The 13,911-nt window shown below is 53.1% G+C and carries 12 protein-coding genes and 1 riboswitch; of the genes, 4 read left to right on the forward strand and 8 right to left on the reverse strand.

All coding sequences use genetic code 11. From position 1 onward, the window contains the following. Positions 1-60: 60 nt before the first annotated feature. The 4 genes from ACVX3G_RS16635 to ACVX3G_RS16650 are packed head-to-tail and all read right to left on the reverse strand — an operon-like array spanning position 61 to position 3,802. The gene (locus ACVX3G_RS16635) at positions 61-1,134 is read right to left on the reverse strand and encodes an ABC transporter substrate-binding protein (protein ID WP_033845529.1); all 1,074 of its coding nucleotides are present in this window, start codon (positions 1,132-1,134) and stop codon (positions 61-63) included. Continuing rightward, entirely contained in the window at positions 1,135-1,938 is an 804-nt protein-coding gene (locus tag ACVX3G_RS16640) for an ABC transporter permease (protein WP_033845531.1), read from the reverse strand. Then, positions 1,935-2,744 carry an ABC transporter permease gene (locus tag ACVX3G_RS16645; RefSeq protein ID WP_033845532.1) on the reverse strand — a complete coding sequence of 270 codons (810 nt, stop codon included), beginning with the start codon at positions 2,742-2,744 and terminating at the stop codon, positions 1,935-1,937. The genes ACVX3G_RS16640 and ACVX3G_RS16645 overlap by 4 nt, the downstream gene beginning before the upstream one ends. After that, complete coding sequence (locus ACVX3G_RS16650) at positions 2,741-3,802, reverse strand: ABC transporter ATP-binding protein (protein ID WP_033845534.1); 1,062 nt, start codon at positions 3,800-3,802, stop codon at positions 2,741-2,743. Before ACVX3G_RS16650 ends, ACVX3G_RS16645 begins: the two co-directional genes overlap by 4 nt. 323 nt (positions 3,803-4,125) lie before the next feature. On the opposite strand from ACVX3G_RS16650, the gene ACVX3G_RS16655 reads away from it, so the two are divergent. The 3 genes from ACVX3G_RS16655 to metH all read left to right on the forward strand — a co-directional run bounded on the left by ACVX3G_RS16655 (position 4,126) and on the right by metH (position 10,046). Next, complete coding sequence (locus tag ACVX3G_RS16655) at positions 4,126-4,509, forward strand: DUF7577 domain-containing protein (RefSeq protein WP_011230221.1); 384 nt, start codon at positions 4,126-4,128, stop codon at positions 4,507-4,509. A gap of 113 nt (positions 4,510-4,622) precedes the next feature. After that, positions 4,623-4,724: riboswitch (SAM riboswitch) on the forward strand. Between the two features lie 71 nt (positions 4,725-4,795). Further along, positions 4,796-6,643 (forward strand): bifunctional homocysteine S-methyltransferase/methylenetetrahydrofolate reductase, encoded by a 1,848-nt coding sequence (locus ACVX3G_RS16660; protein ID WP_021322538.1) that lies wholly within the window; start codon positions 4,796-4,798, stop codon positions 6,641-6,643. Beyond that, complete coding sequence (metH, locus tag ACVX3G_RS16665) at positions 6,636-10,046, forward strand: methionine synthase (RefSeq protein ID WP_021322537.1); 3,411 nt, start codon at positions 6,636-6,638, stop codon at positions 10,044-10,046. The genes ACVX3G_RS16660 and metH overlap by 8 nt, the downstream gene beginning before the upstream one ends. 75 nt (positions 10,047-10,121) lie before the next feature. Here metH and ACVX3G_RS16670 read toward each other — a convergent pair whose 3' ends face one another. Together ACVX3G_RS16670 and ACVX3G_RS16675 are read right to left on the reverse strand one after the other, a co-directional pair. Further along, positions 10,122-10,277, reverse strand: coding sequence for a hypothetical protein (locus ACVX3G_RS16670; RefSeq protein WP_011230218.1), 156 nt, complete (start codon positions 10,275-10,277; stop codon positions 10,122-10,124). Beyond that, positions 10,274-10,450 carry a hypothetical protein gene (locus tag ACVX3G_RS16675; RefSeq protein ID WP_014195051.1) on the reverse strand — a complete coding sequence of 59 codons (177 nt, stop codon included), beginning with the start codon at positions 10,448-10,450 and terminating at the stop codon, positions 10,274-10,276. The genes ACVX3G_RS16670 and ACVX3G_RS16675 overlap by 4 nt, the downstream gene beginning before the upstream one ends. Before the next feature lie 58 nt (positions 10,451-10,508). On the opposite strand from ACVX3G_RS16675, the gene ACVX3G_RS16680 reads away from it, so the two are divergent. Next, complete coding sequence (locus ACVX3G_RS16680; protein WP_021322536.1) at positions 10,509-11,372, forward strand: SDR family oxidoreductase; 864 nt, start codon at positions 10,509-10,511, stop codon at positions 11,370-11,372. 172 nt (positions 11,373-11,544) lie between these two features. On the opposite strand, the gene ACVX3G_RS16685 is transcribed toward ACVX3G_RS16680, so the two are convergent. Further along, positions 11,545-12,855, reverse strand: coding sequence for a dihydrolipoamide acetyltransferase family protein (locus ACVX3G_RS16685; RefSeq protein ID WP_014195050.1), 1,311 nt, complete (start codon positions 12,853-12,855; stop codon positions 11,545-11,547). Positions 12,856-12,884: 29 nt separating this feature from the next. Next, a complete protein-coding gene (locus ACVX3G_RS16690) occupies positions 12,885-13,904 on the reverse strand; it encodes an alpha-ketoacid dehydrogenase subunit beta (RefSeq protein WP_021322535.1) in 1,020 nt (339 codons plus the stop codon). Positions 13,905-13,911: the final 7 nt, after the last annotated feature.

The following is a 13,911-nucleotide window of genomic DNA, read 5'->3' on the forward strand; positions in this document are numbered from 1 at the left end:
AATGGATAAGCCACTTTTTCCGTCAAGGATATGTGAAACGATTTCGTTGCATCTATATGGTTACTTTTGCTGCATCTTAAACTCCAAAAACAGCTCGTTGTAGTAGGCGAGCATGTGTTTTCCTAAGTTTTCGTACACTTCGAGATGCCCTGCTGAATCCAAATCGGGGTAAAAGCGCCGATCGCCCGCGATGTCTTTTGGCAAATAGCGAAGCGCCGCGCGATTCGGCGTCGAATAGCCGACATACTCGGCGTTTTGCGCCGCGTGTTTCGGGTCGAGCATAAAATTGATAAACGCGTGCGCTCCTTCGATGTTTTTCGCTGTTTTCGGAATGACCATGTTGTCAAACCATAGGTTGGATCCTTCTTTCGGCACGACATAGTCGAGCTTGTCGTTTTCCGCGATGATTTCCGCCGCATCACCCGACCAGACGACGCCGATGGCCGCTTCTTCATTCGCGAGAAGCAGCTTGATCTCATCGCCGACAATCGCCTTCACATTCGGCATGAGTCGATCGAGTTTCCGCTTTGCTTCTTGCAAATGGGCTTTGTTCGTGTCATTGAGGGAATAGCCGAGGCTGTTTAACGCCATGCCCATTACTTCGCGCGCTCCGTCGACAAGCAAAATTTGGTTTCGCAAACTCGGATCCCATAAGTCGTTCCAGCTCGTAATCCTCTTGCCACCGAGCATCTCGCGGTTGTAGACGATGCCGACCGTCCCCCAAAAATACGGCACGGAATACCGGTTGTGCGGATCAAACGACAAGTTGAGAAACCGCGGCTCGATATATTGCAAATTGGGAAGCTTTCGGTGATCAAGCGGCAGAAGCAGCTTTTCTTCGATCATTTTGCTGATGGCGTAATCGGATGGAACGGCGACGTCAAACGTTGCCCCGCCTTGGGCGATTTTCGCCATCATCGCCTCATTGGAATCAAACGTTTGGTAAATCACTTTCCACCCTGTCTCTTTTTCAAATTCGCGAACGAGCGCGGGGTCAATGTAATCGCCCCAGTTGTAGACCGTCACCGTTTTGCCTCCGCCGTACCCTTCCGCTTCGTTCAGCCGATGAGTGACAAACATCAGGACGAACGCGGCGATGAACACGGCCGCAAATCCTTGGACAAGCCGTCTCACCTACTTTCGCCCCCCTATCCCGTACATTCGGCCGCCTTTTTGGCTAAGCACGTAATAGCCGATGACGAGCAGCATGGTAAATAAAAACAGAAGCGTCGACAGCGCATTGATCGATAAGGAAATGCCCTGGCGCGCCCGCGAATAAATTTCCACCGACAGCGTCGAGAACCCATTTCCCGTGACAAAAAACGTCACGGCAAAGTCATCGAGCGAATACGTAAGCGCCATGAAAAAGCCCGCCCATATGCTCGGAGCCAAAAACGGCAGCACCACACCGGACAGCACTTGCCAATGACTGGCTCCTAAATCTCTAGCCGCATCAATCAGCGTCGGGCTCATTTCTTCCAGTTTCGGCAACACCATCAACACGACAATCGGCACGCTGAACGCGATATGAGACAACAGCACGGACGTAAAGCCGAGCTTGATGCCAGCGATTGTAAACAGCAGCAAAAACGAAGCGCCGATGATGACATCGGGGCTGACGATCAGCACGTTGTTGAGGGCGAGAAGAGCGTTTTTCGTCCGCTGCCGCTTGACATAGTAAATGGCGAGCGCCCCGATGACCCCGAGTATGGTCGCGACCGCCGCCGACAGCAGCGCGATGACGATTGTATTCAAAACGATGATGAGCAAGCGGTCGTCGGACAGCACGTCGCGGTACCACTTGAGCGTGAACGATTGAAAATCGTGCATCGCCCCGCCGCTGTTGAAGGAATAATACATCAAATACACAATCGGCATATACATCACGGCAAACACGACTAACAAGTACACACGTCCCCACCAATGCGTCCGTTTCATCGGCTTCCCTCTTTCCTTCCGGTTCCTGTCAGGACGACGATGACCGCCATCGCGATCATTAACACAACAGCGATCGTCGCCCCCATTCCCCAATCTTGGGTGACGAGGAAGTGCTGCTCAATGGCCGTGCCGAGCGTAATGACGCGGTTGCCCGCAATGAGGCGCGTAATCATAAACAGCGACAACGCCGGGATGAACACCGCTTGGCAGCCGGCCTTCACCCCGCCAAGCGTGAGCGGGAAGACGACGCGGCGGAACGTCGTCCAAGCCGAAGCGCCCAAATCGCGGGCGGCATCGACAAGCGATGGCGGCAGCTCCTCCAGCGCGTTGAAAATCGGCAGCACCATAAACGGAATAAAAATGTACACAGAGACGAACACAAAGCTGAAATCGGTGAACAACAACTGCCGCGCCCCGAGGCCGATCGCCTGCAAAAAAGCGTTGGCCAGTCCATATGTGCCGAACAGCCCTAAAAACGCATACACCTTCAGCAGCAAATTCACCCACATCGGCAAGATGAGCAACAACAGCCATAACTGCTTGTGCCTCGTCTTCGTCAGCCAATAGGCGGTTGGATAGCCGATCAACAATGACACAAGGGTAATCAAAAACGCGTACCAAAACGAATACGCCATCATTTTCAAATAAATGGGCGTCAACACGTTTTCATAATTCGCCACTGTCCAATGTCCGTCTATATCCAAAAACGATTCATATAATAAAAAGACGATCGGAGCGATGACAAACAACACCAACCAAATGCCATAAGGGATTAAATACCAGTTTCGCCACGCCCGTTCCGTCATGCGCCCTCATCCTCCCTTTCGACTCGCATGACGTGAATCGCTTCCGGTTCAAAACGAAGGCCGACCGTTTCCCCGACTTCGGCCTTTTTCGTCGAATGGACAAGCCATTCGTTGCCGTTTTCGTCATAGCCGCAAATTTCATAATGGACACCGCGGAATAAGAGCGAATCGACGCGGATGACGATCTGCCCGTCTTCCGGCGCCGCGAGCTCCAAATCTTCCGGGCGGATGACGACATCGACCGGTTCGTTTGGCGCGAAGCCGCGGTCAACACACGCAAACTGTTTGCCGGCAAATTCGACGAGGAAATCGTCGATCATGCGCCCTGACAAAATGTTCGATTCGCCAATGAAATCGGCGACGAATCGATTGACAGGCTCGTCGTAAATGTCTTTCGGCGTCCCAAACTGCTGAATTTTTCCTTTATTCAGAACAAAAATGTAATCGGACATCGCCAATGCTTCTTCTTGATCATGCGTGACAAAAATAAACGTAATGCCCAATCGACGTTGGAGCTCACGCAATTCATACTGCATTTCCGTGCGCAATTTCAAATCCAAGGCTGACAGCGGTTCATCCAAGAGCAACACCTCAGGTTCATTGACAATCGCCCGGGCAATGGCGACGCGCTGGCGTTGGCCGCCGGACATCTCTTGAATGCGCCGGCGCTCATAGCCTTCCAAGTTGACAAACCGGAGCGCTTCCCTCACTTTCTCGCGAATGTCGGTTTCTTTCATTTTTTTCACGCGCAAACCAAACGCAACGTTTTCAAACACATCGAGATGAGGGAACAACGCATAGTCTTGAAAAACAGTGTTGACTTGCCGTTTGTTCGGCGGGACGTTTTGAATCGGCTTTCCATGGAAATAAATCGTTCCTTGCGTCGGTTCGATAAACCCGGCAATCAGCCGCAAAATCGTCGTCTTCCCGCACCCCGACGGCCCAAGCAGCGTATAAAACTTCCCGCGCTCCATCGCAAAACTCACATCATCCAATACGACCGTGCCGTCGTATTCCTTCGTCACTCGCTCGAAGCGGATGATCTCTTCCCCGTTCACTTCCAGCCCCCCGTCTTCTTCATCTCCATCATTCCTAATTAGAACATAGAGACAATGAAAGTGCAATGACAAAACGATCGTTGAACGGTCTTCCCACCCATGCCAATGCTTAAGAAGCGAAAAATGGTCGATGATGCAATTGATAAGGCAACATACCGCCCGTTTTCCTCTCTTACAAGACATAATCAAGGTATTGAAAAATAAATCCAATTAAAAATCTAATATTTTTGCCTCTATCGGCTCAAACGTTTCTATGTGAACATGGTAAAAACCAATTTTTTCTATTATAATATATCTATGAATTCTGTTAGGGAGGAATGAAATTGAAAAGCATCAAACCCGGCCGCGGTCCGTCGATGCAAGGACTCTTCGGCAGCATCGCCGCTGTGTTGTTCGGCATCTTTTGGATGGTGATGGCATTCTCCATCACCGCGGACTCGCCGTTTCCCGCCGCCCGCTTTTTTCCGTTTTTCGGCCTTGTCGTCATCGCCATCGGCGTATTTCAAGCGTTTTACCATTACAAAAATGCGACGGGAAAACAACGCATGTCCTTATTGGACATTGTCGACAGCGAGGAAGAGCCCGACCCGCTGAACGTCCGATTTGGAAGCCATAAACAGCCAAACAAGCATTGCCCTCATTGCGGCGGGCATGTGCAGCACAATTTCCAATTTTGCCCCCAATGTGGAAAAGAGCTTCTCCGTTGATCCGAGAAATTCTTTTTTGAAATTTCCTCGCTTCACCGTATTGAATAATTTCGAAAAATACATTAAATTATATAGTAATCATCAAAACGCTGCCGCACAATTGCATACGGACATTCTTATCAAGAGAGGGGGAGGGACTGGCCCGGTGAACCCTCAGCAACCTGGCCGCGGCCAAGGTGCTAAATCCAGACAGGCGGAAGCCTGGAAGATAAGAAGAAGCGAATGAAAAGTCTTCTTCTTATAGAAGGCTTTTTTCTTTTACTACGGAGAAACGGGGGAATCGAACGTGGGATTGCTGGATAAGTTGAAAGAGCGCATTCTCATCGCCGACGGGGCGATGGGAACGCTTTTATATTCGCACGGCATTGACCGTTGTTTTGAAGAATTGAATCTATCCAATCCAGATGAAATCGTCCATATTCATGAAGCGTATATCGCCGCGGGCGCCGACGTCATTCAGACGAATACATACGGCGCCAACTATGTGAAACTCGCGCGCTACGGCTTGCAAGACGAGGTGCCGGCGATCAATCGCGCCGCTGTAAGACTGGCGAAGCAAGCAGCCAATGGGCGGGCGTACGTGCTCGGGACGATCGGGGGGCTGCGCACGTTAAACAAAAGCGTCGTCACGCTCGAAGAAGTGAAACGGACGTTTCGCGAGCAGCTGTTTGTCCTGCTGGCTGAAGGAGTCGACGGCGTGCTGCTCGAGACGTATTACGATTTGGAAGAGTTGGAGACGGTGCTTGCCATCGCGCGCAAAGAGACGGACTTGCCGATTATCGCCCATGTGTCGCTCCATGAAGTCGGCGTTTTGCAAGACGGCACGCCGCTCGCGGACGCCCTTGCCCGCCTAGAGGCGCTCGGGGCCGATGTCGTCGGACTGAACTGTCGTCTCGGTCCATATCATATGCTTCGGTCGCTCGAGGAAGTGCCGCTGCCGAAGCAGGCATTTTTGTCGGCGTATCCGAACGCGAGCCTCCCGGATTACCGCGACGGCCGGCTTGTCTATGAAACGAACGCGGAATATTTTGAAGAGGCGGCCAAAGCGTTCCGCGATCAAGGGGTGCGCTTGATCGGCGGGTGCTGCGGCACGACGCCGAAACATATTGAGGCAATGGCAAAGGCGCTCGCCGACCGGACGCCGGTGACGGAAAAAACGGTGAAGCGGCGCACGGCATCTGTATCGGTGCAAGCCGATCGGCCCGCGCCGACTCCGCTTCCCGAGCTCGCCCGCACGCGCCGCTCGGTCATTGTCGAACTCGATCCGCCGAAGCAACTCGGCATTGACAAGTTTCTCGCTGGGGCGAAAGCGCTCCATGACGCCGGCATCGACGCGCTGACGTTAGCTGACAACTCACTTGCCACGCCGCGCATCAGCAACGCCGCCGTCGCCACGATCGTGAAAGAGCGGCTCGGCGTCCGCCCGCTCGTGCATATTACGTGCCGCGACCGCAATTTGATCGGCTTGCAGTCGCATTTGATGGGGTTGCATACGCTCGGCATCACCGACGTGCTCGCCATTACCGGCGACCCGTCGAAAATCGGCGACTTCCCAGGAGCAACGTCGGTGTATGATTTATCATCGTTCGATTTGATCCGCTTGATCCGCCAGTTTAACGAAGGGCTGTCGTACTCGGGCAAACCGCTTGGGCAAAAAACGAACTTCTCGATCGGCGCTGCGTTCAACCCGAACGTCCGCCATTTGGATAAAGCAGTTGAGCGAATGGAGAAAAAAATTCAATGCGGCGCCCACTATTTCTTGACCCAGCCGATTTACTCGGAAGAGAAAATCGTTGAAGTGCACGAAGCGACCAAGCATCTTGACACGCCGATTTACATCGGCATTATGCCACTTGTGAGCGCGCGCAACGCCGACTTTTTGCATCATGAAGTGCCGGGCATTACGCTCTCTGACGAGATTCGCGCCCGCATGGCGGCGTGCGGCGGCGACCCGGTGCAAGCAGCCAAGGAAGGCATCGCTATCGCCAAATCGCTCATTGACGCTGCGTTTGATTTGTTTAACGGCATTTATTTGATCACGCCGTTCTTGCGCTACGACATGACGGTCGAGCTTGTCCGCTACATTCATGAAAAAGAAGCGGCCGCCAAAGAAAGGAAGGTTGTTCATGGCTAACGTCACCTTAGAACAGCAACTGCAAAGAAAAATTCTTGTCATCGATGGCGCCATGGGCACGATGATCCAAAGCGCCAACCTATCGGCCGCCGACTTTGGCGGCGAGGCGTATGAAGGGTGCAACGAATATTTGACCCTCACCGCCCCGCATGTCATCCGCCGCATTCATGAAGCGTACCTAGAAGCCGGTGCTGATATCATTGAAACGAACACGTTCGGAGCGACACGCATCGTGCTTGACGAATATGGCCTCGGTCATTTGGCGCTTGAGCTGAACATCGAAGCGGCCAAACTCGCCAAACAAACGGCTGAGTCGTTCTCCACCCCGGACTGGCCGCGCTTTGTCGCCGGTTCGATGGGGCCGACGACGAAAACGTTGTCGGTGACCGGCGGCGCAACGTTTGAAGAACTCGTCGCCGCCTACGAAGAACAAGCGCGCGGACTGCTCTTAGGAGGCGTCGACCTTCTCCTACTCGAGACGTGCCAAGATACGCTGAATGTCAAAGCCGGTTTTCTCGGCATTTCGAAGGCGTTTGAAGCGGTCGGCCGCCGCGTGCCGCTCATGATTTCCGGCACGATCGAACCGATGGGCACGACGCTCGCCGGGCAGGCGATCGATGCGTTTTTCATCTCGGTGCGCCATATGAAGCCGATCGCCGTCGGCTTAAACTGCGCAACCGGTCCGGAGTTTATGACCGACCATTTGCGCACGCTCGCCTCGCTCGCTGACACGGCGGTCAGCTGCTACCCGAACGCCGGTCTGCCGGATGAGGAAGGCCACTATCATGAAACGCCGAATATGCTGGCAGAGAAAATCCGCCGCTTTGCCGAAAAGGGATGGATCAACATCGTCGGCGGGTGTTGCGGCACGACGCCGGATCATATCCGCGCCATTGCCGAAGCGGTGCGTGATCTCCCGCCGCGGGCGATTCCGTCTTCGTTTGATGTCCACGCCGTTTCCGGCATCGAGGCGCTCATCTATGATGAAACGATGCGTCCGCTCTTTGTCGGCGAGCGGACAAACGTGATCGGCTCGCGCAAATTCAAGCGCCTCATCGCCGAAGGGAAATACGAAGAAGCGGCGGAAATCGCCCGCGCCCAAGTGAAAAACGGCGCCCATGTCATCGACATTTGCCTCGCCGACCCAGACCGCGACGAACTCCATGACATGGAGCAGTTCGTCCGCGAAGTCGTGAAAAAAGTGAAAGTGCCGCTTGTCATCGATTCAACCGACGAGCGCGTCATCGAGCGCGCCCTCACCTACTCGCAAGGGAAAGCGATCATCAATTCGATCAACTTGGAAGACGGCGAGGAGCGGTTTGCGAAAGTCGTTCCTCTCTTGCACAAATACGGCGCCGCTGTCGTCGTCGGCACGATCGATGAACAAGGAATGGCGGTCACCGCCGAACGGAAGCTGGAAATTGCCTTGCGTTCGTATGACTTGCTCGTTAACCGCTACGGGGTGCCGGCGCGCGACATCATTTTCGATCCGCTCGTCTTCCCGGTCGGCACCGGTGATGAGCAATACATCGGCGCGGCGAACGAAACGATCAAAGGCATTCGCCTCATTAAAGAGCAACTGCCGGAGTGCTTGACGATGCTCGGCATCAGCAACGTCTCGTTCGGCTTGCCGCCGGCCGGGCGCGAGGTGCTCAACTCCGTCTTTTTGTACCATTGCACGCAAGCTGGGCTCGATTATGCGATCGTCAACACTGAGAAGCTTGAGCGGTTCGCCTCGATTCCGGAAGAGGAAGTGCGGATGGCCGAAGCGCTTTTGTTTGACACGAGCGATGAAACATTAAACACCTTTATCGAATTTTACCGAAGCAAAATCACCGCCGCCAAGCCGGCTGAGGAGAACTTGAGCCTTGAAGAGCGGCTCGCCCGCTACGTTATTGAAGGGTCGAAAGACGGGCTCATTCCCGATTTGGAAAAGGCGCTTGAGACCTACTCCGATCCGCTGTCCATCATCAACGGTCCGCTCATGGCCGGCATGGATGAAGTCGGGCGGCTGTTCAACAACAACCAGCTCATCGTCGCTGAAGTATTGCAAAGCGCGGAAGTGATGAAAGCAGCGGTCGCCTTTTTAGAGCCGTATATGGAAAAGAAAGAAGGAAGCACAAAAGGAAAAGTCATTCTCGCCACCGTCAAAGGCGATGTGCATGACATCGGCAAAAACTTGGTCGACATCATTTTAAGCAACAACGGCTACGAGGTGATCGACCTCGGCATTAAAGTCGCTCCGCAGCAACTCATTGAAGCGGTGCGCGAACATCAGCCGGACATTATCGGGTTGTCGGGCTTGCTTGTGAAATCGGCTCAACAGATGGTCGTCACCGCCCAAGACTTGCGCCAAGCGGGCATCTCGACCCCGATTTTAGTCGGCGGCGCCGCCTTGACGCGCAAATTTACCGAAAACAAAATCGCACCCGAATACGACGGCGTTGTCTTGTACGCGAAAGACGCCATGGACGGGCTTGCCCTTGCCAACCAAATCCAGCAGGGCGAGATTGACTACAAGAAAAAAGAAACGGCCGAAAGCGAGCCAACGCGGCAAACGACGGTGGTCACAGCGGTTAAATCGACCGTCTCGACCGACGTTCCCGTCTACATCCCGGCCGATCTCGAGCGCCACGTGCTAAAAAATGTGCCGCTTGACCACGTGTTGCCGTACGTCAACTGGCAAATGGTGCTCGGCCACCACCTCGGCTTGAAAGGAAAAGTGAAACGGCTGCTTGAAGAGAAAGACGAAAAAGCGTTGGCGTTAAAAGCGGTCGTCGACGAACTGCTCGCCGAAGCGAAAGAGCGCCGCTGGATTCAGCCCGCCGGCGTCTACCGCTTCTTCCCTGCACAAAGCGACGGCAACCGGGTTTACATTTACGATCCGACTGACGGCAAAACAGTGCTCGAGATGTTCGACTTTCCGCGCCAACCGCGGGCGCCGTATCTTTGCCTCGCCGATTATTTGAAATCGAAAGAAAGCGGCGAAATGGATTACGTCGGTTTGTTCGCCGTCACCGCCGGGCATGGCGTCCGCGAACTCGCCCAGCACTGGAAGGAAGAAGGCGAATTTTTGAAAAGCCATGCCATCCAAGCGTTGGCGCTCGAGATTGCCGAAGGATTCGCCGAACGCATCCACCAAATTATGCGCGACCGTTGGGGCTTCCCGGACGACCCCGATTTCACGATGGAAGAGCGCTTCGCCGCCAAATACCAGGGCCAGCGCTACTCGTTCGGCTACCCGGCCTGTCCGAACTTGGAAGACCAGGAGAAACTGTTCCGTCTGCTTCATCCAGAAGACATCGGCATCCGTCTCACCGACGGCTATATGATGGAACCCGAAGCATCGGTTTCGGCGATCGTCTTCGCCCATCCGGAAGCGCGTTATTTCAATGTGTTATAAGCCGGAAACGAGCTGGCCGAATCGGCCGGCTCGTTTGTCGTTTTTCTTTGAATGCTCCACCCGAACGATATACAGTCACTTTTTTGTTTTTATTTGTTCACGATTCTCCAACTTTTTCAGCCATTCTTCTTTCGCTTGTCTACGAATACTCTTCCAATCCATCGGAGAACGGTCTCCTTTGGGAGGCATACTCCCAAATAACGAAATCAACTGATCTTCCTTTTTGATCATTCATCATCCCCTCCTTCATACTTAGGGAAAACATCATGTTTCAGTTCACTGACAAGGTGCTGAGGCCCGTCATTCCCACGAAATTTGCGATCTTGAGCTAAATGGACGGCAAGGAAACTGAGTTCTCCTCTTGACTCACCATATTTTTCATCATAGATGTCCACCTGACACATAATTCCCCTCCTCCGTCCCATACTAATGATGACAATACATATCCAAGGAGGAGCAAATATGGTCACGAAGCAACAAACGACGCTGCCGCCGCAACACCAGACGCGCCAGCCGGGCCTGCAAACGGAGATGAACCCGCAGCCGATCACCATCAAAGACACCTATAAAGGAAGCGGCAAGCTCGAAAACAGAGTCGCCATCATCAGCGGCGGCGACAGCGGCATCGGCCGGGCGGTCGCCGTCCATTTCGCCAAAGAAGGGGCCGATGTCGCCATTTTGTATTTGAACGAACACGAGGACGCCGAGGAAACAAAACGGCTTGTCGAACAGGAAGGAAAACGGTGCTTGGCCATCGCCGGCGACATCGGCGATGAAACGTTTTGCAAAGAGGCGGTGAAACAAACAATCAAAGCGTTCGGCAAGCTCGATATCGTCGTCAATAACGCCGCTGAACAGCACCCACAGCCGAACTTTCTCAACATCACCGCCGCGCAGCTGGAAAAAACGTTTCGCACGAACGTATTCGGCTACTTTTTCCTAACGAAAGCGGCGCTCCCGCACTTAAAAAACGGAAGCGCCATTATCAACACCGCTTCGGTCACCGCCTACGAAGGAAACGAACAGCTCATCGACTACTCGGCGACAAAAGGCGCAATCGTCGCGTTCACCCGCTCGCTCGCCAAAGCGCTCGTTGGGCAAGGCATCCGCGTCAATGGCGTCGCCCCAGGCCCGATTTGGACGCCGCTCATCCCCTCCACCTTTCAAAGTGAGCAAGTCGCCACATTCGGCGCCAACACCCCGATGAAACGGCCCGGCCAGCCGAGCGAAGTCGCCCCGTGCTACGTCTTTTTGGCGAGCGACGAATCGTCGTACATGACCGGGCAAATGCTTCATGTAAATGGCGGCAAGTTCATCAGCGATTGACCGCGGCAGCCGCTGGCGCCGAACTTTTTTAATAAAATCACGTTACCTTTTCTAACAAAAATATGGCGTGATTGTAAAAAAATGAGTACGATAAAGCTACGATGTTCCTCTACTTCTTTACAAGGTGCCCCTCTTCTCTCACCCCACCCCGGAATAGGGGCGGGGTTTTTTGTCACATAACAAGCAGCCAATCCGGTTCAGACAAGTACGTTTGACATTCATTTAAGGCGTGTTGAGCCATCATCCCATCAATAAGACGGTGATCGTAAGTAAGAGACAGCGGCATCACAGAAGCAATCTCAATCGAATCATCGACGACCACCGGTTTTTTCTCAACTTTCCCGATTCCTAAAAGACAAGACTGTGGATAATGAATAATCGGCGTGAACCACGAACCATTGGCCGAGCCGATGTTCGAAACCGTGCATGTCCCTCCGCTCATCTCCACCGCTTGAATCGTTCCCGCTCTCGCCTTCGCCGTCAATTCTTCAATTTCTTTCGCAATTTGGAACAACGATTTTTGATCCGCATCACGAATCACCGGGACGAGCAATCCACGGTCAGTGTCAACCGCAAACCCAATGTGAATGAATTCGTGAATGACGATTTCTTCTCGTTCCTCATCAAGCGAAGCGTTGAGCATTGGATACTTTTTCAACACCGCCGCCAGTGCTTTTACCACATAGGCTAAATAGGTCAGTTTCACCCCTTGTTGCTCAGCTAGCGGTTTGATCCGTCGGCGATGTTGAACAAGACGGGTCGCATCGGCCTCGCCAAAATGGGTGACTTGCGGAATGGTCCGCATTGACCGCACCATCGCTTGGGCGATAGCCTTGCGGATGCCTGTCAGCGGCACTCGGCGCACTTTTTCCCGGCTTTCCTGCTTCTTGACAATCTCAACACTAGCAGCAGCCTCATCGGTTGCTTTTTGCTGCCGAACCGACAGTGCTGCTTCAATATCGCTTTTCAATATTCTTCCGTTCTTTCCGCTTGGAGTGATTTCCTCTAAAGACACGTTCTGCTCGCGGGCAAACTTTCGCACTGACGGGGCAGCCACGAATGTTTTTTGAGGAGTCCTTTGTTTTCCCGCGCTCGCCGCACGACGAATATCCTCTTCCGTGATTTTGCCGTTCGCCCCCGTCGGTGTGACCGTACTCCAATCGACGCCAAGCTCCTTGGCCAGTTTTTTTACGCGTGGGGTGATCTTGATCTCTGTCTGCGGATCTCCGCCGTCCGGAGCAAACGTTTCGACGGCAATGACGGCCAGTACTTCGCCGACCTTGGCCGTATCCCCTCGTTTCTTTTTGATCTCTTTTACTGTTCCTGACTCGGGAGCGTGAATTTCTGAAACGGCCTTTTCTGTTTGCACTTCCACCAGCGTGGCTCCTTTTTCCACCGCATCTCCTTCGGAAACGTGCCAAAACGTAATGAAACTTTCATCATGGGAATCGGATAATTTGGGCAATGTCACTTCGACAACCATAAGCTGCCTCCCTTGGAACGAACTTTTCCTTATTCATTGACGAGTTGGATCGCCTCACGGAAAATTTTATCGGCATTTGGCAATACAAATTGTTCAAGCGGACGGCTATAAGGAATTGGCACATCCGGAACCGCAATCCGCTTCACCGGCGCCTCCAAATCATACAAACAATGTTCAGCGGCAATCGCGGCAATTTCCGCCGTCATCCCGTACGACAGATAGTCTTCATCAACAACAAGCAAGCGGTGTGTCTTTTTAACCGATTGAATGATCGTCTCTTTGTCCAATGGGACAAGAGAGCGCAAATCGATCACTTCCGCTTGAATGCCTTGTTGTTCAAGTCTTTTGGCCGCTTCGAGCGCCTGATGCACTGACATTTGAATACCGACAATGGTGATATCCGTTCCCTCGCGCACAATATTTGCTTTCCCAAGCGGCACAGTATACGCCTCTTCCGGTACATGCCCAACCGAAGCATCAAGCTGATCCATCCAGCCGAGCCCTTGCAAGGTTTTATGGAACATAAAGACAACAGGGTTATCATCGCGAATAGCGGAAATCATCATCCCTTTTAAATCATATGGCGTCGACGGAGCGACGACTTTCATCCCAGGAAGATGGGCAAAGGTGGCGTACAACGTTTGCGAGTGCTGGGCGGCATCGCTGTAACCGCCTCCCACCGCCGTCATCAATACCATTGGCAGTTTCACCCTGCCGCCGGACATGTACGGAATTTTCGCCATATGGTTGTAAATTTGGTCCATACAAACCCCAAAAAAGTCGACAAACATCAGCTCCACGATCGGCCGCATTCCTTCCGCAGCGGCGCCGATGGCAGCACCGATGAACGCGGTCTCAGAAATCGGCGTATCGATGACCCGTTCCGGTCCAAACTTTTGGAACAATCCCTCTGTCGCTCCAAAAATCCCACCGTATACTCCGACATCTTCTCCCATCACAAAGACGTTCGGATCTCTCTCCATCTCAAGGCGAATCGCTTCAGCCAGCGCCTTATTTCCCGTTAACAGCCGCTGTTTTGTTTGTTGCATATGGCAA

The organism is Geobacillus sp. PLS 41 (genome assembly GCF_056494105.1).

Bases quoted from the DNA above. Each gene is read 5' to 3' on its own strand.
- ACVX3G_RS16640 (WP_033845531.1), bottom strand. From the start codon at position 1,938: ATGAAACGGACGCATTGGTGGGGACGTGTGTACTTGTTAGTCGTGTTT.
- ACVX3G_RS16645 (WP_033845532.1), bottom strand. From the start codon at position 2,744: ATGACGGAACGGGCGTGGCGAAACTGGTATTTAATCCCTTATGGCATT.
- metH (WP_021322537.1), top strand. From the start codon at position 6,636: ATGGCTAACGTCACCTTAGAACAGCAACTGCAAAGAAAAATTCTTGTC.
- ACVX3G_RS16670 (WP_011230218.1), bottom strand. From the start codon at position 10,277: ATGATCAAAAAGGAAGATCAGTTGATTTCGTTATTTGGGAGTATGCCT.
- ACVX3G_RS16675 (WP_014195051.1), bottom strand. From the start codon at position 10,450: ATGTGTCAGGTGGACATCTATGATGAAAAATATGGTGAGTCAAGAGGA.
- ACVX3G_RS16680 (WP_021322536.1), top strand. From the start codon at position 10,509: ATGGTCACGAAGCAACAAACGACGCTGCCGCCGCAACACCAGACGCGC.
- ACVX3G_RS16685 (WP_014195050.1), bottom strand. From the start codon at position 12,855: ATGGTTGTCGAAGTGACATTGCCCAAATTATCCGATTCCCATGATGAA.
- ACVX3G_RS16690 (WP_021322535.1), bottom strand. From the start codon at position 13,904: ATGCAACAAACAAAACAGCGGCTGTTAACGGGAAATAAGGCGCTGGCT.